Source organism: Achromobacter sp. ACM01, assembly GCF_014851745.1.
GTDB classification, from domain to species: Bacteria; Pseudomonadota; Gammaproteobacteria; order Burkholderiales; family Burkholderiaceae_B; genus Achromobacter; species Achromobacter aegrifaciens.
In genome coordinates this window covers 36,105-56,502 of the sequence record NZ_JACVAF010000004.1, presented here as the reverse complement: position 1 = coordinate 56,502, position 20,398 = coordinate 36,105, and the positions used below count along the sequence as shown (strand labels likewise).

Sequence of the window (20,398 nt, the reverse complement as noted above, 5' to 3'; positions counted from 1 at the left end):
GTAAGACATGGATATCGAGGTCGTGATGCCCGCCATAGGCGCGGGCACGACGCAGGGCAAGATACTGCAGTGGCTGAAGCAGTCCGGCGACACGGTCAAGGTGGGCGATATCCTGGCCGAGATCGAGACCGACAAGGCCGTCATAGAACTGGAAGCCCTGGACGATGGGGTGCTGGACCGCATCCATGTGCCCGCGGGCGATGCCGAGGTACCGGTAGGCGGCGTCATCGCGACGCTGCTGCGCCGGGGCGGTGCGATGCAGCCGGCCGCCAGTCCGCCACCGGCAATCGCGAACCCGCCAGCAGCGGCTCCCCAGGCCGTCACGCGTCCCGCCCTTGCGGCCGACCTGCCATCCGGGGATCGTTCGGGCCTGGCGGAGCAGCGCCTGTTCGCCAGCCCATCCGCGCGACGCCTGGCGCGCGCGCTGGGCGTGGACCTGCAAACGCTTTCCGGCAGCGGCCCGAACGGCCGCATCGTGCGGATCGACATCGAGAATGCCGCCGCGGCATCCGCGCAATCCGGGGCTACCCCCGCCGCGCCGGTCTCCAGCGCCGGCTTGCAGCCGCACAGTTCCATGCGCGTCACCATCGCGCGCCGCCTGGTGCAGTCCAAGCAGCAGGTGCCGCACTTTTACCTGACGGTGGATTGCCGCATGGACGCGCTGCTGGCCGCCCGTGCAGCATTGAATGCGCGCAGCGAGTCTGCGCGTGAGCCCATGCGCCATTCCCTTAACGACCTGCTGTCGATGGCGGTGGCACGGGCGGCCGGCCAAGTGCCGGGCATCAATGCGCAATGGACGGACGAGGGCATCGTGCAGCTGGGCCAGGTGGACCTGAGCATCGCCGTGGCGCTGGAGTCCGGACTTATCACGCCCATCGTGCGCAACGCGAACCGGAAATCCTTGCGCGAGCTCTCCACCGAGATCGCGCAGTTGGCGGAACAGGCGCGCCGTGGCCGTTTGCGGCCCGAACAATACGAAGGCGGCAGCCTCACGCTGTCGAATCTGGGCATGCATGGCGTGCGCGAGTTTGCCGCCATCATCAATCCTCCCCAAAGCGTCATCCTGGCCGCGGGCGCCGTGGTCAGGCAGCCGGTGGTCGACGGCGACGACATCCGCGTGGGCCACGTCATGAGCCTTACGTTGTCGGCGGATCACCGCGTGGTGGACGGCGCGCTGGGCGCGCGCTTCCTGGGGGCGGTAAAGCAATTGCTGGAGAATCCGATCGAATTGATTCTCTAGCGTCCTGGGCGGGACCTGGACGATTTCCACGGCATCAGCGCGCAGGGTGGACCGCGAACGGCGCACAGACCGATGGCGGAAGCAAGTCGAAGCAGCATTACATCTAGTCAGGAGACAAAGTAATGAGTAAGCAGAAGCAGCTAATCCGCATTGCCTGCGCGGCGGCCTTCGTGGCCCTGGCGCCGGGCGCCTGGGCGCAGGCCGACATCAAGATTGGCTACAACAGCGATATGTCCGCCAGCGGCTCCGCCGACTTCGGCGTGTCGGCCCTCTCCGGGGCGCGGCAGGCCGCCGAGGAGATCAATGCGGCGGGCGGGGTGCTGGGCCGCAAGCTGGTCATCGTGCCGCGCGACGACGTGGGTTCGCCGCCCAAGTCGATCCAGAACACCAACGAACTCGTGGACAACGAGAAGGTCGTGGCAATGCTGGGTGGGGTGAACTCCGGCAATATGCTGGCCTGGCTGCACATCGTGCAGCAGAAGAAGGTGCCGACGATTTCGCCGTCGGCCACGGCCACGGAGATCACCAACCGCTATGGCAAGGAGCCGGCCAACTACGTCTTCCGCGTGTCCATGCGCGACCTGGACCAGATCACGCTCCTGGCGGCCTACGCCGCCAAGGCCACCAAGAACAAGAAGATCGCCATCATCGCCGACACCACCGGGTACGGGCAGCAGGGCGCCAAGGATGCGGCGCATGTGCTGAGCCTGTACGGCATCACGCCCGTGGCCAACGAGAAGTTCGGTCCCAAGGACACGGACATGTCGTCGCAGCTGAACAAGATCAAGGCCGCGGGCGCGGACACAGTCATCGTCTATGCGTTGGCTGACGCCAACGGCCACCTGATGCGCAGCCAGGAAAAGATCAATTACTTCCCGGTCACGCTCGGCTCCTGGGCCAACCTCAGTCCGCCGTTCTTGCGTATCGCGGGGCCGGAGCTGGCCAAGAAGATGATCTTCACCGCCTCCATCACCGAGGATTCCACGCCGCAATCGCGCGCGCTCTACGACGCCATCATCAAGAAGGACGGCAAGCTGCCGACATATGTGTTCGCGGCGCACGCTTATGACTCGGTCAAGATCCTGGCGGCGGCGATGACGCAGGCCAATTCCACCGACGGCGAGAAGGTGCAGCAGGCGCTGGACAAGCTGGGTAAGGTAGACGGCGTGATCAAGACCTACGCGCCGGCCTTCACCAAGGAAAACCACGAAGCGCTGTCGTACCGCGATTTTCGTCTGGTGCGCTGGATCGATGGCAAGGTGGTCACGGTCGACGACGAAGTCAGCCGCAGCATCAAGCCGGACGAACTCAAGCAGTAGGGTGGCAGGCAGGCGCCGGCCCGGGTTCAGGGCTGGCGCTTGCTCAGGTGGTTCACGAAGAGCTTGGCAGCCGTGGGCAGGGCGTCGAAGGAGCGCACGCAGATCTGGATCTGGCGCCGCGCCCAGGGTTCGGTCAAGGGAATGATGCGGATGTCGAACATGGCCGAGTAGCGGCGCGCGATGTCCAGCGGCAGCACGCCTATGCCCAGCCCCGAATTCACCATGAAGCACAGCGCGTCGAAGCCGGTGACCTGCACCTTGAGCTGGATGTTGCGCTTTTCATCGCTGGCGGCGTTGGACAGGATGCGGTTGATGGCGCTGCCGCGGTGCAAGCCGACGAAATCGTGTTCCAGCGCGTCGGCGAAGCGAAAGCCCGGCTTGTCCCGCAGGGGATGGTCGGCGGGCACCACCAGCGCCAGCGTGTCCTCGCGGTAGGGGTGGATTTCCACGTCGTGGTCTGGCGCGGTGCCGGAAAAGATGCCTACGTCGGCTGCGTTTTCGGCGACAGACTTGATGATGGTCGAGGTGATTTTCTCTTCCAGGTCGACCTGCACGTTGGGGTAGTCGTTCAGGAAGAGCTTGATGTCCTGGGGCAGGAACTGGGTGATCGCGGAAATATTGGCGTGCACCCGGATGAAGCCCCGCAGGCCGCGCGAGTAGTCGCGCATGTGGACCGAGATTTCATCCAGTTCGTGCAGGGCGCGCCGCGCCATGGTGGACAGCGCGACGCCGGCCGGCGTGGGACGGATGCCCTTGTTGGTGCGGATGAGCAGCCGGATCTTGAGGTTCTCTTCCAGCTCGCTGATCCGCTTGCTGATGGCGGCCGCGGCGATGTGCTCGTGTTCGGCCGCTGCGGCGATGGTGCCTTGCTCGACCACGCTGATGAAGAGCTTGAGGGAGGTGGGATCGAGACGCATGGCGGGACGGGCGGGAAAGCGGACGAGAAGTTCCATTGTAGCCATGGGCAGGCTTGTCATCGCGGATGGTGATGGCGGCATCGCTAATGACTGCTGTTGCGCAGGCGGGCGCCAGGGCTATCCTCCCCAAAAAATTTCGCCCGGCCCCCCAGCGCGGACCGTGCGGAGCATGATGGATGGAGCGCGAGACAAATGAATCTGCAGAATAGCCAGCTGCTGCGGCAGCAGGCCTACATCGGCGGCGCCTGGTGCGACGCCGACAATGGCGCCACCATTACGGTGCGCAATCCCTTTGACGCCAGCGTGCTGGGTACGGTGCCTAATCTGGGCCAGGCCGAGACGGCCCGCGCCATCGCGGCCGCCGATGACGCCCTGCCGGCCTGGCGGGCCAGGACGGGCAAGGAGCGCGGCGCCATCCTGCGGAAATGGCATGCCCTGATCGAGGCGCACGCCGACGACCTGGCGCTGCTGCTGACGCTGGAGCAGGGCAAGCCGCTGGCCGAAGCCCGCGGCGAGCTGAATTACGCCTTGTCCTTCGTCGAATGGTTCGCGGAAGAGGCCAAGCGCGTGTATGGCGACGTGCTGCCCCATACCCGCGGCGACCAGCGCATGCTGGCCATCCGGCAACCCGTGGGCGTGTGCGCGGCGATCATCGCCTGGAACTTTCCCTCGGCCCTGGTCACGCGCAAGGTCAGTCCGGCGCTGGCCGCCGGTTGCACGGTGGTGCTCAAGCCGTCCGAGCTGACGCCGTTCACTGCGCTGGCGCTGGCCTGGCTGGGCGAGCAGGCCGGCATCCCGCCCGGCGTGCTCAACGTGGTCATCGGCGACCCCGCGCCCATCGGCACGGAGCTGACGCAGAACCCCACGGTGCGCAAGCTGACCTTCACCGGTTCCACCCAGACGGGCCGGCTGCTGATGCAGCAAAGCGCTTCCAACATCAAGAAGCTGTCGCTGGAACTGGGCGGCAACGCGCCCTTCATCGTGTTCGAGGACGCCGATCTGGACGAGGCCGTGCAAGGCCTGGTGCAGTCCAAGTTCCGCAACGCCGGCCAGACCTGCGTATGCGCCAACCGCGTCTACGTCCATGCCAGCGTCGCAGACGCCTTCAACGACAAGCTGCTGGCGGAAATGCGCCGCATGAAGGTGGGCGGCGGGCTGGAAGAAGGCGTTACGCAAGGACCGCTGATCGACCAGCGCGCGGTGGACAAGGTGGCCCGCCTGGTGGACGACGCCACGGCGCGCGGCGCGCGCCTCCTGGCGGGCGGCAAGCTGCGCGAGCCGGGCACGCTGCTGTATGAGCCGACCCTGCTGGCCGGCATCACGGATGCCATGGAGCTGGCGCACGAAGAGATCTTCGGCCCGGTGGTGGGCATCAGTACCTTCGAATCCGAAGCCGCCGTGCTGGCGCGCGCCAACGATAGTGCCTCGGGCCTGGCCGCCTATTTCTACACCGCCAACCTGGAGCGGGTCTGGCGCATGATGGAAGGGCTGGAATACGGCATTGTCGGCGTGAACACCGGCGCCGTGTCCAATGAGGTCGGCCCCTTCGGCGGCATCAAGGAGTCGGGCGTGGGCCGCGAGGGTTCCAAGTACGGCATCGAAGAGTTCCTGGAAATCAAGTACGTCTGCCTTGCCGGCAAGTCGTTCAACGCGATTCCCTGACGCCCGCGGATCCAGACATGAGCCAAGCACAGCCTTCCCTCCGCGACGCGGATCAGTTCGACTATGTGATCGTGGGATCCGGCGCGGCCGGCTCCATCCTGGCCAACCGCCTGAGCGCGGACGGCTCGACGGTCTGCGTGCTGGAGGCCGGCCCGCCGGACCGCAGTCCCTACCTGCACATACCCGCCGGCTTCATCAAGGCGGTCTTCAACAAGAAGTACGCCTGGCAGTTCTCCAGCGAAGGCACGGCGCAGACCAACGGACGGCGCGTGCCGATTCCGCAGGGCCGAACCTTGGGCGGGTCTACTTCCATCAACGGCCTGGTCTACAACCGCGGCCAGGCGGCCGACTTCGACCACTGGGCCGCGCTGGGCAATACCGGCTGGTCCTATGACGAGGTGCTGCCGTACTTCAAGTCCATGGAACGGCGCGTGGGCGGCGACGACCGCTACCGCGGCCGCAAGGGCGAACTGCCGGTCACGGACATAGACTGGATCCACCCGCTGTGCGAGGCCTTCATCGCCGGCGCGGTGGAACAGGGCATCCCGCGCAACCCCGACTACAACGGCGCGGATCAGGCCGGCGTGGGCTACTTCCAGCGCACCATCGACCGCGGCTGGCGCATGAGCACGGCCAAGTGCTTCCTCAAGCCCGCCATGGGCCGCAAGAACCTGGAAGTGCGTACCTACGCGCAGGCAACCCGCATCCTGTTCGATGGCGGCAAGGCTGCTGGCGTGGCCTATTGCCACCCGGCCCACCCTTCGCAGGTCCGCGCGGTGCGCGCGCGCCGCGAAGTGATCGTGTCCTGCGGCGCAATCAACACGCCCAAGCTGCTGCAGCTGTCGGGCCTGGGACCGGCGGACCTGCTGCGCCAGCACAACATCGGCGTGGTGTGCGACCTGCCGGGCGTGGGGGAAAACCTGAGCGACCACTATTCGGTGCGGGTCGTGGCGCGCGTGAAGAACAGCCAGACCATGAACCAGCTGGTCAAGGGCCTGAGCCTGGCCGGCCAGATCAGCCGCTGGATGATGAAGCGTCCCAGCATCATGGCGCTGAGCCCGTCGCTGCTGCATTACTTCTGGAAGTCCACGCCTGACCTCGCCTTGCCTGACCTGCAGGGCGTGTTCACGCCCGCCAGCTACAAGGAAGGCTATGTGGGCATGCTGGATGACTTCCCCGGCATGACCGCGGGCGTCTGGCAGCACCGGCCCGAGAGCCGCGGCCAGGTGCGCATCCGTTCGGCGGACCCGCTGCAGGACCCCGTGATCCTGGCCAACTACCTCGAAAACGAGCGCGACCAGATGACGCTGGTACGCGGCATCCGATTGGCGCGTCAGCTGCTGCGTTCGCAGGCGCTTTCGCAGTATTTCGACAGCGAAGTGCTGCCCGGTCCGCTGTGCGAATCCGATTCCGAATTGCTGGACTTCGCGCGCCGCTATGGCGTGTCGTCGTATCACGTCAACGGCACTGCCCGCATGGGCCAGGCCGATGACAAGTACGCAGTGGTCGACCCGCAGTTGCGGGTGCACGGCGTGGGCAATCTGCGCGTCATCGATTCCTCGGTGATGCCGGCCATGCCATCGGCCAACATCTGCGCGGCCACCATGATGATCGGCAACAAGGCCGCCGACCTCATCAAACAATCCTGAATTGCCAATCAGCGGTCACCAGAGTGATCCAGAAGGAGACAAGATGTACTTCAAGCATTTCCCCAAGACCATGAAGTCCCTGCTGCTGGCGGCGGCGCTGGCGGGCGCCAGCGGCGCCGCGCTGGCCGACGACATCAAGATCGGCTTCAACAGCGACATGTCTGCCACCGGCTCGGCGGACTTCGGCATTTCCGCGCTGGCCGGCGCGCGCCAGGCGGCCGATGAGCTGAACGCGGCTGGCGGCGTGCTGGGCAAGAAGGTCGTCATCGTCGAGCGCGATGATGTTGGCGCGCCGCCCAAGGCCATCCAGAACACCAACGAACTGGTCGACAACGTCAAGGTCAACGCCATGCTGGGCGGGGTCAACTCCGGCAACATGCTGGCCTGGCTGCACCTGGTGCAGCAGAAGAAGATTCCGACGATCTCGCCCGTGGCCACCGCCACCGACATCACCGGCCGCTACGCCAAGTCGCCCGCCAACTACGTGTTCCGCGTGTCCATGCGCGACCGCGACCAGATCGCGCTGCTGGCGGCCTACGCCGCCCGCGCCAGCAAGAACGGCAAGGTCGCCATCATCGCCGACACCACCGGCTACGGCCAGCAAGGCGCCAAGGACGCGGTCGAGATCCTGGCGCTGCACAAGATCACGCCCGTGGCCAACGAGAAGTTCGGTCCCAAGGACACGGACATGTCGTCGCAGCTGAACAAGATCAAGAGTTCGGGCGCCGACACGCTGATCGTCTACGCGCTGGCGGATTCCAACGCGCACGTCATGCGCAGCCTGGAGAAGATCAGCTACTTCCCGACCACGCTGGCTTCCTGGGCCAACCTGAGCTCGCCGTTCCTGCGCATCGCGGGTCCCGAGCTGGCCAGCAAGATGATCTTCACGGCTTCGATCACCGAAGACTCCTCGCCCGAGTCCAAGGCGCTGTATGACACGCTGATGAAGCGCGACGGCCGCGTGCCGACCTACGTCATGGCCGCGCAGGCCTATGACTCGGTCAAGCTCATCGCCGCCGCCATGGAGCAGGCCAAGTCGACCGAAGGCGAAGCCGTGCAAGCCGCGCTGCAGAACCTGGCGCAGGCCAAGGGCGTCATCAAGACCTACGAGAAGCCGTTCACAGCGGAAAACCACGAAGCCCTGTCGGTGAAGGACTTCCGCCTGGTGCGCTGGATCGACGGCAAGGTGGTGTCGGTGGATGACGAATACACCCGCGCCATCAAGCCGGAAGACCTGAAGCTGTAAGAAGGCGCGGCAACGAGAAAGATCTCTCCCCGGTGCGCGGAGGCGCGCCGGGGAGTCGTCAATAGGGGGGCATCCAGCATGCAAATACTACAAGCCATCTTGAGCGGGCTGGCCATGGGCAGCGTCTATGCCCTGGTCGCGTTCGGGTTCAGCATCACGTACACCACGACCAAGACCTTCAACTTCGGACAGGGCGCATTCCTGGCGCTGGCCGGCCTGATCGGCATCAGCGCCATCCTGCTGGTCAGCCAGGGCAAGCTGATCGGTTTTCCGAATCCGGAGGACGTAACCTGGGGCACGTTCCTGTTCGCCCTGCTGGCCGCCATGCTGGTCCTGAGCCTGCTGGGCTACGTGCTCTACATCACCGCCATCCGCCACTTCGTGGGCGAGGCGGGGCTGTCCTGGGTGATGAGCACCATCGGCTTTGGCATCATCATCCAGAACCTGGCGCTGCTGGTCTGGGGCCCGGCGCCCATCGCGGTGGCGTCGCCGCTGGGCGAGGGCATCATCACGGTCCTGGGTACCGGCGTGCGGCCGCAGGAAATCCTGGTGTTCGGCACCACGCTGGCGCTGATGATCGTGTTCGACTGGGCCTTGCACAAGACCAAGATGGGCAAGGCGGTGCGCGCGGTGGCGTTCAGCAAGACCGCCGCCAGCCTGATGGGCATCAATGCCAACGCGGTTGCGATTGCCGTGTTCGCAATCAGTTCGGCGCTGGCCGCGATCGCCGGCGTCATGGTCGCGCCGATTGCCACCGCCTCGGTGTTCGTGGGCACGCTGCTGTCGCTCAAGGCCTTTTCGGCCGCAATCCTGGGCGGGCTGGAGAATCCGCGCGGCTGCATTTTTGGCGGCTTTCTGATCGGGCTGCTGGAATCGCTGATCGGCCTCTGGTATTCGAACCTGCGCGAGATCGCGGTGTTCGCGCTGATCATCGTGGTGCTGTATTTCCGCCCGGCCGGCATCCTCGGTCGCGTGCATGCGGAGAAAGTATGAAGCTCTCCAAAATCCTCATTCCGCTGGTCATCGCGGCGCTTGCCATCGGCTACGCCTATTCGGGCCTGAATGACTTCTATCTGCTGATCCTGTTCAACATCGGGGTCTATTACATCGCTGCCACCGGCTTCAACATCCTGGTCGGCCAGACCGGGCAGAAGTCGCTGGGCCATGCCGGCCTGTTCGGCGTCGGCGCCTACACGGTGGCGCTCCTGACCGTGAACTACCAGGTCGATCCCTGGCTGGCGCTGGGCTGCGCCGCGGTTGTTTCAGCGGTCTTCGGCGTGGTGATCGCCATTCCGGCGCTGAAGGTCAAGGGGCCGAGCCTGGCGATGGTGACCATCGCCTTTGGCCTTCTGATCGAAAAGATCGTGTCCGAATGGACCGACGTGTTCAAGGGCCAGGAAGGCTTCTATGGCATCACCGGCCTGACCTTCGGCGGCGCCACGCTGGACAGCCGCCAATGGGTGGTGGTGGTCGTGGTGCTGGGCCTGGCGCTGCACGCCATGACCTCGCTGCTGTTGAACGGCCGTTTCGGCCGCGGCTTCGCCGCGGTGCGCACGTCCGAGATTGCGGCGGAGAGCGTGGGCATCAGCGTTTACCGCTTCAAGATCCTGGCCTTCGCCATCAGCGCCATCACCTGCGGCATCGCGGGCGGCCTGGTGGCGCAGCAGAACCAGTACATCAATTCGGACTTCGTCAATTTCAACCTGTCGGTGTTCTTCCTGGTGCTGGTGCTGTTCGGCGGCCGCACGCCGGGGGGCTCTTTCCTGGGCGCGGTGGTGCTGACGGTGATCGACGCCATGCTGGCGCGCTGGCCGGAAGTGCAGCATTTCGCCTATGGTCTGATCCTGCTGTTCGCGCTGTACGCCATGCCGGAAGGGCTGGCGGGCCTGCTGGCCAAGGTGCTGCCCAAGCGCGGCCAGCGCGAGGCGCTGGCTGCCGAGGCGGGCGCCGCCGACTGGACGCCGGCGCCTCCTGCCGACCGCGGCGGCGCGGCGTCCGGCTTCCTGGAAGTGAAGGACCTGTACAAGGCCTTCGGCGGCGTGGTGCCTACCAACAAGGTGTCGTTCTCGCTGGAGCGCGGTTCCGTCGTGTCGCTGATCGGCCCCAATGGCGCCGGCAAGACCACCACCCTGAACCTGCTGTCTGGCCTGGTGGTGCCGGACGCCGGCAGCATCCGCTTCAAGAACCGCCAGATGGTCGGCTTGTCTCCCAATGAGATCGCTGCGTCCGGCATTGGCCGCACGTTCCAGAACCTGAAGCTGTTCGACGGGCTGAGCGCGCTGGAGAACGTGATGGTGGGTTTCTACCGGGTGCAGAAGTCCAGCTTCTTCTCCAACCTGCTGGGCTTGCCCGGCAGTCTGGCCGAAGAGCGGCGCATCCGCCGCCAGGCCTATGCCATTCTCCGGTTTTTCGAGCTGGATCGCTACGCGGACGATGCCGCCAACAGCCTGCCTTACGGCCTGCAGCGCCGCCTGGAAATCGCCCGCGCGGTGGCGGCCATGCCGGACCTGCTGTTGCTGGACGAGCCTGCCGCAGGCCTGAATCCTGCGGAAACCGACCAGCTTACGGACCTGATCGTGAAGCTCAAGAACATGGGCCTGACCATCCTGCTGATCGAGCACCACATGGATCTGGTCATGGCCATTTCCGACCATATCGTGGTGCTGGACTACGGCGTGAAGATCGCTTCGGGCCTGCCGAACCACATCCAGGAGAATCCGAAAGTCATCGAAGCCTACCTGGGCGCGCCGGCATAGGAGACCGCAATGAGCCGTTTACTGGACATCAAGAACCTGGCGGTCAGCTATGGCGCCGTCAATGCCCTGAAGCAGGTGTCGCTGCATGTGGACACGAACGAGATCGTGACCATCATCGGTGGCAACGGTGCGGGCAAGAGCACCATGATGCGCGCGCTGTCGGGCATCGAAAAATCCACTGGCGACATCGCGTTCGCCGGGCAGGATCTGGGCGGGATCAGCGCGCACAAGCGGGTGGGGCTGGGTATCGCCCACGTGCCGGAAGGGCGCCAGGTGTTCCCCGACCAGACCGTCTACGACAACCTGATGCTGGGTGCGTTCCTGCGCAAGGAATCGCCCGCTGAACTGGCTGCGGAGATCGAGCAGTGCTTTGCGATGTTCCCGCGCCTGAAGGAGCGCCGTGCGCAATACGCGGGCACGCTTTCTGGCGGCGAACAGCAGATGCTGGCCATCTGCCGCGCCTTGATGAGCAAGCCGCGCATCCTGATGCTGGACGAGCCCTCGCTCGGACTGGCGCCGCTGATCGTGGCCGAGATCTTCAAGATCATCAAGTCGCTGAAAGAGCGCGGCATGACGATCCTGCTGGTCGAACAGATGGCCAACCAGGCGTTGGCGATCTCCGACCGCGCATATGTCCTGGAAGTGGGCTCCATCGTGATGGAGGGCACGGGCCAGGAGTTGTTGGCCAGCGAGCGCGTGCGCGAGGCCTATCTGGGCAAACACAAGAGCTGACGAGGCAATCATGTCATCCAAACCATTGAGCGGGATCCGAGTGCTGGAGTTGGGCCAGCTGATCGCCGGACCGTTCGCCGCCAAGATGCTGGGCGAATTCGGCGCCGAGGTCATAAAGATCGAACCGCCCGGCAAGGGCGATCCGCTACGCAACTGGCGCCTGATCCACGACGGCACTTCCGTCTGGTGGCAAGTGCAGTCGCGCAACAAGAAGTCGGTCAGCCTGGACCTGCGCAAGCCCGAGGCGCAGGACCTGATCCGGTCCCTGGTCAAGGACATCGACGTGGTGGTCGAGAACTTCAAGCCCGGCACCATGGAAGGCTGGGGCCTGGGCTGGGAAGAACTGCGCGCCATCAACCCGCGGCTGGTGATGCTGCGCGTGTCCGGCTACGGCCAGACGGGTCCGTACCGCGATCTGCCCGGGTTCGGCGCCATCGGCGAGGCCATGGGCGGCCTGCGCCACCTCAGCGGCGAGCCTGACCGCACGCCGGTGCGCGTGGGCGTGTCCATCGGCGATTCGCTGTCGGCGTTGCACGGCGTCATCGGCATCCTGCTGGCGCTGCGCGCGCGCGACCAGAATGGCACGGGCCAGATGATCGATGTGGCGCTGTATGAATCCGTCTTCAACATGATGGAGAGCCTGCTGCCCGAGTATTCGGTGTTCGGCGAAATCCGCCAGCCGGCCGGCAGCAGCCTGCCGGGCATCGCGCCCAGCAATGCTTACCGCTGCCAGGACAACAAGTACGTGCTGATCGCCGGCAATGGCGACAGCATCTTCAAGCGCCTGATGGGCGTGATCGGCCGGCCCGATCTGGCCGATGCGCCGGAACTGGCGAACAACGCCGGGCGCGTGAAGCACGTGGTCATGCTTGACGACGCGATTTCGCAATGGACCGGCCAGCATCCGCTGGACCTGGTGCTGGAGCGCTTGAATGACGGCCAGATTCCCGCGGGCAAGATCTATGACGTGGCCGATATCGCGGCCGACCCGCACTACCAGGCGCGCGGCATGATCCTGGACGGCACGCTGCCTGACGGCACGCCCGTGCAGGTGCCGGGCATCGTGCCCAAGCTGTCGGAAACTCCGGGCGAAGTGCGCAGCCCGGCGCCCGCCCTGGGCCAGGACACCGACCAGGTGCTGGCCGGGCTGGGCATAGGCGAGGCGCAGCGCCAGGACTGGCGCGCGCGCGGCATCATCTGAGGAAGGCAGCCATGAATGTGACCAACCCCGGAACCACTGCCAGCCGCCCGCGGCTGTACATCCAGGAAGTCGCGCCGCGCGACGGCTTCCAGAACGAAAAGCAGTTCATCGAAACCCAGGACAAGATTGCCTTCATCAACCGGCTGTCCGCCAGCGGATTCGCCAAGATCGAGGCCACGTCCTTTACCTCGCCCAAGGCCATTCCCGCCTTGCGCGACGCCGAGATCGTGATGCACGAGATCGAGCGCAATCCGGACGTCGTCTACACCGTGCTGGTGCCCAATGTGCGCGGCGCGCAGCGGGCGCTGGAGTGCAAGGTGGACGAGATCAACCTGGTGATGTCGGTCAGCGAGACCCATAACCGCGCCAACCTGCGCATGACGCGGGAGCAGTCGTTCGAGCAATTGAGCGATGTGGTCAATGCGGTGCGCGGCAGCCGCGTCGCCATCAACGTATCTCTGTCCACAGTGTTCGGCTGCCCGATGGAAGGCGACATCAATGCCTTCGAGGTGTTCGAACTGGTGGGACGCTTCGCGGCGCTGGGGGTGGACGGGGTGACGCTGTGCGACACCACCGGCATGGCCTATCCCACGCAGGTCGGCAAAATCGGGCGCGAGGTCCGCAAGCTGTTCCCGGGACTGACCACCACCATGCACTTCCACAACACGCGCGGCATGGCGCTGGCCAATACGCTGATGGCCATCGAGGCCGGCATCGACCGCTTCGACGCATCGCTGGGCGGATTGGGCGGCTGCCCGTACGCGCCGGGGGCCAGCGGCAACGTCTGCACCGAGGAACTGGTGCACATGCTGGAACTGATGGGCTACGACACCGGCGTGGACCTGGACGCCATACTTGGCGTATCGGCGACCTTGCCCGCGCTGGTGGGGCACGACATTCCCAGCCAGCTGCTCAAGGCGGGACCGCGGCTGACCCTGCACCCGGCGCCCGACTTCGGCGCCTAGCGCTGCGGCGATGGCGGGGCGGGCGGTTGTGCTAATTTCCATGCATGCCGCCCGGTCCGGAGCCTCCGCCATGTTGAAGTTCGCCGCCAATCTTTCGATGATGTACACGGAACACGCGTTCCTGGACCGCTACGCGGCCGCTGCGGCGGACGGGTACGCCGGCGTGGAATGCATGTTTCCCTACGAGGCTCCGGCCGCCTTCGTGCGCGAACGCATGGACGCAGCCGGCGTGACGCAGGTGCTCTTCAACGCGCCGCCCGGCGTGGCCGCCCGCGGCGATCGCGGACTGGCCGCGCAACCGGGACGGCAGGCGGAATTCCAGGCGGGCATCGAACAGGCGCTGTCCTACGCTACCGCGCTGGCCTGCCCGAATCTCCATGTGATGGCGGGCCTGGTCCAACCCGGCGCATCGCGCGAGGCCATGCTGGATTGCTATCGCGAGAACCTGGACTGGGCCGCGCGCCAGGCGCGTTCGGCGGGGGTCACCGTGTTGATCGAACCCATCAACACCCGCGACATACCCGGCTATTTCCTGAACCGCCAGGACGAGGCGCATGCCGTGGTGCAGGCGGTCAATGCGTCCAACCTGAAAGTGCAGATGGATCTCTACCACTGCCAGATCGTCGAGGGCGACCTCACCATGAAGCTGCGCGAATACCTGCCCACGGGGCGGGTCGGCCATCTGCAGATCGCCGGCGTGCCGCTGCGCCAGGAGCCTGACCGTGGCGAACTGGACTATGGCTGGGTGTTCAATGTGCTGCGCGAACTGGAATACGGCGGCTGGATAGGCTGCGAGTACCGGCCGGCCGCCGGCACGTCGGCCGGCTTGCGCTGGCTGGCCGCCGCGCGCACCTGACGCCGGTCCTGATGCTTGGACTGCGGGTTTTTCCTGTGATGTGCGCCAGCGTCCTGCGTCCGATAATAAATCATTAATATGTTAAATAAATAGGCAGGCGAGGAGAGCGCACATGTTCAAAGGCATACTGCATCGCGCCTTGCTGGCGGCGGCGCTGGCAGGGGCTGCAATCGTCCCGGGCCAGGCTGCGGCGGCCGGGTTTCCCGATCATCCGATCCGCTGGCTGGTGCCGTTCAGCGCGGGCGGGGGTAGCGACATCGCCACCCGCATCGTCGCCAAGCACGTGGGCGACGCGCTGGGCCAGCCGGTGGTGGTGGAAAACCGTCCGGGCGCGGCCACGATCGTCGCCGCCCAGGAAACCGCCCGCGCCGCGCCTGACGGCTACACCCTGCTGACGGCGGGGATGAGCACCCTGGCGCTGAACCCCTGGCTGTATCAGAAGCTGCCCTACGATCCAGGGAAGGACCTGACCCCCGTTTCCACGCTCGTGTCGCTGCCCATCGTGCTGGTGGTGTCGCCCGATACCCAGATGCATACGCTGGCCGACGTGAAGGCATACCTCAAGCGCGACAAACCGGGCAGCTATGCGTCCCTGGGCGTGGGCAGCCCCCATCACCTGGCCATGGAGCTGTTCCTGGATACCGTCCAGGGCCGCGCCACGGCCATTCCCTACAAGGGCACGCCGCCCGCCCTGCAGGACGTGGCGTCCGGCGTGGTGCCGATGATGATGGCCGATCTGGCCGCCGCCCGCCCGCTGATCCAGGCGGGCAAGCTGCGCGCCATCGCGGTGCCGGCCGCGCAGCGCTCCGGGCAATTGCCCCAGGTGCCGACCTTCGCCGAGGCGGGCGGCCCGGCATTCGAGGCTGCTGCCTGGCAGGGCGTGGTGGCGCCCGCGGGCACGCCGGCGCCGGTGGTGGAGAAACTCAGCCGGGCCATCGAGCAGGCCTTGCGTTCGCCAGAGGTGGCCGAGCAATTGAAGCTGCAGGGCATGGAGCCCACGGGCAGCACGCCGCAGGCCTTCGCGGACTATGCGCGCAAGGAATACGAGCGTTGGGGCGCGGTGATCCGGAGCAAGAACATTTCCGCCAACTGACGGCGGACGGTAACAGCCGCCGCAAGGTGTAACCGGCGCGTTCGCGCCCGCGCCGCGGGCGTACGATAAAGACACGTATATCCTGCCCGGCAGCCCGGGCAAGGAGCACATCATGTCTCTGATCGTAGCAGCCCGGTTCGAGGGTTTCGAAGCGGCGAACGCCGCGGCCGAGCGCCTGTCCGCCAGCGGTTTTCCAGACTGGGACATCAATACCTTCTACGTCAATCCGGCCGGCGAGCACGGCCGCTACCCCTTGGGCGGCGACCGCCGTTCCGACCCGGACTCGGGACGCGCCGATATCGGCGCTTTTCTGGGGGCGGGCGGGGTGGGCGCAGGTTTCGCGGTGTTTGGCGGGTTCGTGATGTCCGAGATCAGCGATTCCACGCCACTGATCCTGGCCGCGGCCGGGGTCGGCGCCTATCTGGGATCGCTCTTCGGCGCGCTTTGGGTGACGGGCCACGGCAGCACCCAGCATGGCCACTTCAATCCTGATTCCCATGCCGAGATCCGGCAGGCCGGCGTGATGGTTGCCGTGCGCACGCGGCCGCAGCGCGAAATGCTGGCGTGCCGCATCCTGCGCGATGCCGGCGGCGCGGACGTGGAACACGCCAACGGCCGCTGGCGCAACAACCACTGGGAAGACTTCGATCCGCTGGCGCCGCCCCGCCGCGAGATCGGATTCGGCTGAAACGGCCTTGGGCGGCGGCGCGCGTCCGCGCTCAGTCCGGCGCGGGCGTGGGGGCGGTGTTTTGCCGGCGGGCGGTGGCCGCGCAGCCTGCGGAAGCGACGATGATCCCGCAGATGGCCAGCCATTGCGTTTGCGACAGCTGCTCGTTCAGTACGATCACGCCGGCCAGCGCGCCCATGGCGGGCTCCATGCTGAGCAGCACGCCGAAGGTCTTTTGCGGCAGGCGCCGCAACGCCACCATTTCCAGCGAATAGGGCAAGGCGCTGGATAGCACGCCCACCGCGATGCCGGCCAGGATCAGGGTCGGATCCAGCAGGGCGGCGCCGGCATGCGCTGCACCTATGGGCAGCGCCACCAGCGTCGCCGCGGTCAGCCCAAGCGACGTGGCCTGTCCGCCATGCACGTTGCCGGCCATCTTGCCGAAGATGATGTAGAGCGCCCAGCACACCGCCGCACCCAGCGCAAAGGCGATGCCGACCGGATCCAGGTCATGCACCGATTGCCCCGTGGGAATCAGCAGCACCAGGCCGGCGATGGCGCAGCCGATCCAGACGAAGTCGATGGCGCGGCGCGACAGCGCCACCGCCAGGGTCAACGGGCCGATGAATTCGATGGCAATGGCCACGCCCAGAGGCAGCGTGCGCAAGGCCATGTAGAACAGCAGGTTCATGCAGGCCAGCGTCACGCCATACAGCGCGATCTTGGCTGCCGCCTGGCGCGTCAGCGGAAAGCGCCACGGGCGCCAGATCGCCACCAGGATCAGCGCGCCGATGGCGATGCGGTAGGCAGTCGTGCCCTGCGCGCCGACCATCGGGAAGAGGGACTTGGCGAACGAGGTGCCGACGCATAGCGAGGCCATCGCGCTGATCAACGACAGGATGGGGAGCAGGGTGGAGGACGACGCGTTGCGTCCGGTATTCAGGGTTGCGGCGGTCATGGCGATGGCGGAAAAGCGGAATGCGTAGGGAACGGCGGCAGGTTCAGGGCGTCAGGTGTGCGGCGGTGGAGTAAAGCACATACAGCGCCAGCCCAAGCATGACGGCGCCAAGCAGGCCTTGCTGCATGCGCAGGAACCAGGGATTGCGCCCCACCCAGCCGCGGATGCGCGAGGCGCCGTAGGCAAAGAAACTGCCGTAGGGCAGGCTCAACACTTTCATCGTCACGCCCAGCACCAGCATCTGCACCCAGACCGGCCCGTTGTCCGGCGTGGTGAACTGCGGCAGGAAGGCGATCATGAACAGCAACACCTTGGGGTTCAGCAGATTGGTCGTGAATCCTTGCCAGAAGGCGTCGCGCGCATCCCCGGGGCGTGCGGCCAGCGATACGTCGGCCGAGCGCGCGCAGCGGACGATGGCCTTGATGCCCAGGTAGCCCAGGTACAGGCCGCCAGCTGCCTTGATGCCCATGAACAGCGACGGAAACGCCTGCAGCACCGAGGCCAGGCCCAGCACCACCGCCGGCACCTGGATGAATCCGGCGGCGACGTTGCCCAGGACACTGTGGAAGGCGGGCCGGAAGCCCTGCGTCATGCCTCGGGACAGGGTCAGCGCCATGTCGGGGCCGGGCGTGAGCTTGAGCGCCGCGTCTGCGGCGAGGAACAGCAGGAAAAGCTGGAGTGACGGCATGATACGAGGGGCGGACGTACCCGCGGCGCGGGCAGAGGGCTCTCAGTGTAAGCAAGCCTGCTGAATAATTCCTGCATCGCGGGACGCGGAAATGAAGTTTCCCGTCAAAATGGGGCCGGATTCCGGCGTGACCGGGCTTAGAATCTGTTGGCGAGCCCTTTCCAGCCCGTTTCCAGCCGTTCCGAGACCCTTATGGAACTAGACGATTTCGACCTCCAGATCCTGCAAAGCCTGCAGGAAGACAACCAGCGCACCAGCCAGGAAGTCGCGCAGCGCGTGAACCTGTCGCCGGTTTCCTGCCTGCGCCGCATGAAGCGGCTGCGCGAATCCAAGGTGGTGCTGGGTGACGTTTCCGTGGTCGATCCCGCCGCCGTGGGCCGCGGCATCATGATGGTCGTGCTGGTGACGCTGGAGAGCGAACGCGCCGACAAGCTCGACCAGTTCAAGCGCGCCATGCAGTCCGCGCCGGAAATCATGCAGTGCCTGTCGGTGACGGGCGAGGTGGACTTCGTCCTGACCATCACCATGCGCGACATGGCCGAATACGAGGCCTTCGCCCAGCGCAATTTCTGGGGCAATCCCAACGTCAAGCGCTTTTCCACGCTGGTGGTGCTGAACCGCGCCAAGTACGGCATGGCGGTGCCGGTGGGCTGATTTCTCCGTATGTTTTCTGCGCCGGAACGCGGCGCGTTTTCGCGACATCCAACCCCATAAGCAGGCAAGATTCCTGGCCATTCCGGCCGCGCCTGCATCCAGGGTTTGGGGGATGAGATGAAAGCGATTCAAGCAAGATGGTTCTATGCGCTGGCCCTGGTGAGCTGCGGGGTATTTGCCCATGGCAACGGGCCGACGGATCCGCAGATCGCGGCGATCGTGGTGGTGGCCAACCAGGTCGACATCGACGCCGGCAAGCTGGCGCAGGATAAGACCGGCAACAAGGATGTCCGCGAGTTCGCCACGCTGATGGTGACCGACCATGCCGCCGTCAACAAGTCGGCCGACGCACTGGTGCAGAAGCTGAAGGTCACCCCCGAACCGAACCCGACCAGCGACAGCCTGCAGCAGGGCGGCGACAAGAACCTTGCCGCGCTCAAGGGCATGAACGGCGCCGCGTTCGACAAGGCTTATGTGGACCACGAAGTGGCCTATCACGAGGCGGTGATCCAGGCGCTGGACACGACCCTGATTCCGGGCGCCCACAACGCGGAGTTGAAGGCCTTGCTGGTCAAGGTGCGGCCCGCGTTCATCGCGCACCTGGAGCATGCCAAATCCCTGCAAAAGAGGCTCAACGGTGGCTGAAAGAACGACCCCCGGAGCGCGCGGGTCCGGACGCGCAAGCCTGGCCGCGCTGGCTGCGGGCCTGTTGCTGGCGGGCGGGTTGGCCGCCGCCCAACAGAACCCAGCCGGCACCCGGCTGGCCGAACACGTGGTGACCATCGAAGGGATGCAGTTCATGCCCGCCGAGCTGACCGTCAAGCGGGGCGACAAGGTGACGTGGATCAACAAGGACCTGGTCCCGCATACCGCCACCGCCGTTTCCAAGGCGTTCGACTCAGGGCTTATCGCCGCCGGCGCCTCCTGGACCTACACTGTCCGGGAGGAGGGCAGCAGCGCCTACGTCTGCCTGTTCCATCCGACGATGTAGGGCACCTTGATTGCGCAATGACGCATGGCGGAGGTCAGACTCATGACTGCACTTGCGGCGCTGGCGTTACGGCGGGCCGAGGATGAAGACCTGGCGCTCGCGCACCGTATCGCGGCAGGCGAGCAGACCGCATTCGAATTGATGATGCGGCGGCACAACCGGCGGCTCTACCGCCTGGCGCGCGCCACCCTGCGCAACGATGCCGACGCCGAAGATGCCTTGCAGGAAGCCTACCTGGCAGCCTATCGGAACATGGCCGCGTTCCGCGGCGAGTCGACGCTGTACACCTGGCTGACACGGCTCTTGCTCAACGAATGCTACGGCCGGCTGCGCAAGCACAGCCGCCGCGAGGCGCTGTTGCCCATCGCCGACGACATCGAGAAAGAGGTTGATGCGATGACCATCAACGACTTCAACCCGCCTTACCACGCCGCTGCCCGAGCCGAGCTCAGGGGCCTGCTCGAAGCGCGGCTGGACGCCTTGCCGGTCTCGTTCCGGACCGTGTTCGTATTGCGCTCGGTCGAGGAGCTGTCCGTCGAGGAGACGGCGCATTGCCTGGGCATCCCCGAGGCCACCGTCCGCAGCCGCCACTTTCGCGCCAACGCACTGCTGCGCGAAGCGCTGGTGCGGGATGTGGGGGTGATGGAGAAGAGTCTGTTTGAGTTCGATGGGGATGATTGCGACAGGGTGGTGGCGGGGACGCTGGCGCGGTTGGGTGAGTGTTCCAAAAGCTAGGTAAATTTTGATAAGTACCGACTTGTTGGAACAACTCGTAGGCGCGGACGAACGACGTCAAGTAAAGAG

The 20,398-nt window shown here is 65.8% G+C and carries 20 protein-coding genes; 17 read left to right on the top strand and 3 right to left on the bottom strand.

Annotated features, from left to right (window positions below; all coding sequences use genetic code 11):
- Positions 1–7: 7 nt before the first annotated feature.
- Positions 8–1,240: a dihydrolipoamide acetyltransferase family protein gene (locus tag IB268_RS20685; protein ID WP_192354743.1), complete on the top strand. Its 1,233-nt coding sequence runs from the start codon at positions 8–10 to the stop codon at positions 1,238–1,240.
- Between the two features lie 122 nt (positions 1,241–1,362).
- The gene (locus IB268_RS20680; RefSeq protein WP_054457651.1) at positions 1,363–2,559 is read left to right on the top strand and encodes an ABC transporter substrate-binding protein; all 1,197 of its coding nucleotides are present in this window, start codon (positions 1,363–1,365) and stop codon (positions 2,557–2,559) included.
- Between the two features lie 26 nt (positions 2,560–2,585).
- Here IB268_RS20680 and IB268_RS20675 read toward each other — a convergent pair whose 3' ends face one another.
- Positions 2,586–3,476: a LysR substrate-binding domain-containing protein gene (locus IB268_RS20675; protein ID WP_192354830.1), complete on the bottom strand. Its 891-nt coding sequence runs from the start codon at positions 3,474–3,476 to the stop codon at positions 2,586–2,588.
- Positions 3,477–3,668: 192 nt separating this feature from the next.
- On the opposite strand from IB268_RS20675, the gene IB268_RS20670 reads away from it, so the two are divergent.
- The 11 genes from IB268_RS20670 (at position 3,669) to IB268_RS20620 (ending at position 16,324) form a co-directional block, all read left to right on the top strand.
- Positions 3,669–5,138 (top strand): NAD-dependent succinate-semialdehyde dehydrogenase, encoded by a 1,470-nt coding sequence (locus IB268_RS20670; RefSeq protein WP_175182025.1) that lies wholly within the window; start codon positions 3,669–3,671, stop codon positions 5,136–5,138.
- Between the two features lie 17 nt (positions 5,139–5,155).
- Complete coding sequence (locus tag IB268_RS20665; protein WP_192354742.1) at positions 5,156–6,787, top strand: GMC family oxidoreductase; 1,632 nt, start codon at positions 5,156–5,158, stop codon at positions 6,785–6,787.
- A gap of 43 nt (positions 6,788–6,830) precedes the next feature.
- The gene (locus IB268_RS20660) at positions 6,831–8,033 is read left to right on the top strand and encodes an ABC transporter substrate-binding protein (RefSeq protein WP_175160872.1); all 1,203 of its coding nucleotides are present in this window, start codon (positions 6,831–6,833) and stop codon (positions 8,031–8,033) included.
- A gap of 78 nt (positions 8,034–8,111) precedes the next feature.
- On the top strand, positions 8,112–9,026 hold the full coding sequence (locus IB268_RS20655; protein WP_082401234.1) for a branched-chain amino acid ABC transporter permease: 915 nt from the start codon (positions 8,112–8,114) through the stop codon (positions 9,024–9,026).
- A complete protein-coding gene (locus IB268_RS20650) occupies positions 9,023–10,789 on the top strand; it encodes an ATP-binding cassette domain-containing protein (RefSeq protein ID WP_175213076.1) in 1,767 nt (588 codons plus the stop codon). Before IB268_RS20655 ends, IB268_RS20650 begins: the two co-directional genes overlap by 4 nt.
- A 9-nt stretch (positions 10,790–10,798) precedes the next feature.
- Positions 10,799–11,521, top strand: coding sequence for an ABC transporter ATP-binding protein (locus tag IB268_RS20645; RefSeq protein ID WP_054457644.1), 723 nt, complete (start codon positions 10,799–10,801; stop codon positions 11,519–11,521).
- A 10-nt stretch (positions 11,522–11,531) separates the two neighbouring features.
- Positions 11,532–12,722, top strand: a complete 1,191-nt coding sequence (locus IB268_RS20640; RefSeq protein WP_054457643.1) for a CaiB/BaiF CoA-transferase family protein — start codon at positions 11,532–11,534, stop codon at positions 12,720–12,722.
- Positions 12,723–12,733: 11 nt separating this feature from the next.
- Positions 12,734–13,687, top strand: coding sequence for a hydroxymethylglutaryl-CoA lyase (locus tag IB268_RS20635; protein WP_175160876.1), 954 nt, complete (start codon positions 12,734–12,736; stop codon positions 13,685–13,687).
- 70 nt (positions 13,688–13,757) lie between these two features.
- Positions 13,758–14,543 carry a 2-oxo-tetronate isomerase gene (gene otnI, locus IB268_RS20630; protein ID WP_054457641.1) on the top strand — a complete coding sequence of 262 codons (786 nt, stop codon included), beginning with the start codon at positions 13,758–13,760 and terminating at the stop codon, positions 14,541–14,543.
- Between the two features lie 112 nt (positions 14,544–14,655).
- The gene (locus IB268_RS20625) at positions 14,656–15,636 is read left to right on the top strand and encodes a tripartite tricarboxylate transporter substrate binding protein (protein ID WP_054457640.1); all 981 of its coding nucleotides are present in this window, start codon (positions 14,656–14,658) and stop codon (positions 15,634–15,636) included.
- Between the two features lie 112 nt (positions 15,637–15,748).
- A complete protein-coding gene (locus tag IB268_RS20620) occupies positions 15,749–16,324 on the top strand; it encodes a hypothetical protein (RefSeq protein ID WP_054457639.1) in 576 nt (191 codons plus the stop codon).
- Between the two features lie 31 nt (positions 16,325–16,355).
- On the opposite strand, the gene IB268_RS20615 is transcribed toward IB268_RS20620, so the two are convergent.
- Together IB268_RS20615 and IB268_RS20610 are read right to left on the bottom strand one after the other, a co-directional pair.
- Positions 16,356–17,261, bottom strand: coding sequence for a DMT family transporter (locus tag IB268_RS20615; protein ID WP_192354741.1), 906 nt, complete (start codon positions 17,259–17,261; stop codon positions 16,356–16,358).
- 43 nt (positions 17,262–17,304) lie between these two features.
- Complete coding sequence (locus tag IB268_RS20610; protein ID WP_082401232.1) at positions 17,305–17,949, bottom strand: LysE family translocator; 645 nt, start codon at positions 17,947–17,949, stop codon at positions 17,305–17,307.
- 192 nt (positions 17,950–18,141) lie between these two features.
- Here IB268_RS20610 and IB268_RS20605 point away from each other — a divergent pair, with 192 nt between their 5' ends.
- From IB268_RS20605 to IB268_RS20590, 4 genes are all read left to right on the top strand, one after another.
- On the top strand, positions 18,142–18,603 hold the full coding sequence (locus IB268_RS20605; protein ID WP_054457638.1) for an Lrp/AsnC family transcriptional regulator: 462 nt from the start codon (positions 18,142–18,144) through the stop codon (positions 18,601–18,603).
- A 117-nt stretch (positions 18,604–18,720) separates the two neighbouring features.
- The gene (locus tag IB268_RS20600) at positions 18,721–19,248 is read left to right on the top strand and encodes a DUF4142 domain-containing protein (protein WP_192354740.1); all 528 of its coding nucleotides are present in this window, start codon (positions 18,721–18,723) and stop codon (positions 19,246–19,248) included.
- Positions 19,241–19,594, top strand: a complete 354-nt coding sequence (locus IB268_RS20595) for a cupredoxin family copper-binding protein (RefSeq protein WP_370540030.1) — start codon at positions 19,241–19,243, stop codon at positions 19,592–19,594. The genes IB268_RS20600 and IB268_RS20595 overlap by 8 nt, the downstream gene beginning before the upstream one ends.
- Positions 19,595–19,636: 42 nt before the next feature.
- The gene (locus IB268_RS20590) at positions 19,637–20,329 is read left to right on the top strand and encodes an RNA polymerase sigma factor (RefSeq protein ID WP_175160886.1); all 693 of its coding nucleotides are present in this window, start codon (positions 19,637–19,639) and stop codon (positions 20,327–20,329) included.
- Positions 20,330–20,398: the final 69 nt, after the last annotated feature.

Bases quoted from the DNA above. Each gene is read 5' to 3' on its own strand.
- IB268_RS20675 (WP_192354830.1), bottom strand. From the start codon at position 3,476: ATGCGTCTCGATCCCACCTCCCTCAAGCTCTTCATCAGCGTGGTCGAG.
- IB268_RS20615 (WP_192354741.1), bottom strand. From the start codon at position 17,261: ATGACCGCCGCAACCCTGAATACCGGACGCAACGCGTCGTCCTCCACC.
- IB268_RS20685 (WP_192354743.1), top strand. From the start codon at position 8: ATGGATATCGAGGTCGTGATGCCCGCCATAGGCGCGGGCACGACGCAG.
- IB268_RS20600 (WP_192354740.1), top strand. From the start codon at position 18,721: ATGAAAGCGATTCAAGCAAGATGGTTCTATGCGCTGGCCCTGGTGAGC.
- IB268_RS20650 (WP_175213076.1), top strand. From the start codon at position 9,023: ATGAAGCTCTCCAAAATCCTCATTCCGCTGGTCATCGCGGCGCTTGCC.
- IB268_RS20610 (WP_082401232.1), bottom strand. From the start codon at position 17,949: ATGCCGTCACTCCAGCTTTTCCTGCTGTTCCTCGCCGCAGACGCGGCG.
- IB268_RS20625 (WP_054457640.1), top strand. From the start codon at position 14,656: ATGTTCAAAGGCATACTGCATCGCGCCTTGCTGGCGGCGGCGCTGGCA.
- IB268_RS20635 (WP_175160876.1), top strand. From the start codon at position 12,734: ATGAATGTGACCAACCCCGGAACCACTGCCAGCCGCCCGCGGCTGTAC.
- IB268_RS20640 (WP_054457643.1), top strand. From the start codon at position 11,532: ATGTCATCCAAACCATTGAGCGGGATCCGAGTGCTGGAGTTGGGCCAG.
- IB268_RS20590 (WP_175160886.1), top strand. From the start codon at position 19,637: ATGACTGCACTTGCGGCGCTGGCGTTACGGCGGGCCGAGGATGAAGAC.
- IB268_RS20665 (WP_192354742.1), top strand. From the start codon at position 5,156: ATGAGCCAAGCACAGCCTTCCCTCCGCGACGCGGATCAGTTCGACTAT.
- otnI (WP_054457641.1), top strand. From the start codon at position 13,758: ATGTTGAAGTTCGCCGCCAATCTTTCGATGATGTACACGGAACACGCG.
- IB268_RS20670 (WP_175182025.1), top strand. From the start codon at position 3,669: ATGAATCTGCAGAATAGCCAGCTGCTGCGGCAGCAGGCCTACATCGGC.
- IB268_RS20655 (WP_082401234.1), top strand. From the start codon at position 8,112: ATGCAAATACTACAAGCCATCTTGAGCGGGCTGGCCATGGGCAGCGTC.
- IB268_RS20620 (WP_054457639.1), top strand. From the start codon at position 15,749: ATGTCTCTGATCGTAGCAGCCCGGTTCGAGGGTTTCGAAGCGGCGAAC.
- IB268_RS20605 (WP_054457638.1), top strand. From the start codon at position 18,142: ATGGAACTAGACGATTTCGACCTCCAGATCCTGCAAAGCCTGCAGGAA.
- IB268_RS20645 (WP_054457644.1), top strand. From the start codon at position 10,799: ATGAGCCGTTTACTGGACATCAAGAACCTGGCGGTCAGCTATGGCGCC.
- IB268_RS20680 (WP_054457651.1), top strand. From the start codon at position 1,363: ATGAGTAAGCAGAAGCAGCTAATCCGCATTGCCTGCGCGGCGGCCTTC.
- IB268_RS20660 (WP_175160872.1), top strand. From the start codon at position 6,831: ATGTACTTCAAGCATTTCCCCAAGACCATGAAGTCCCTGCTGCTGGCG.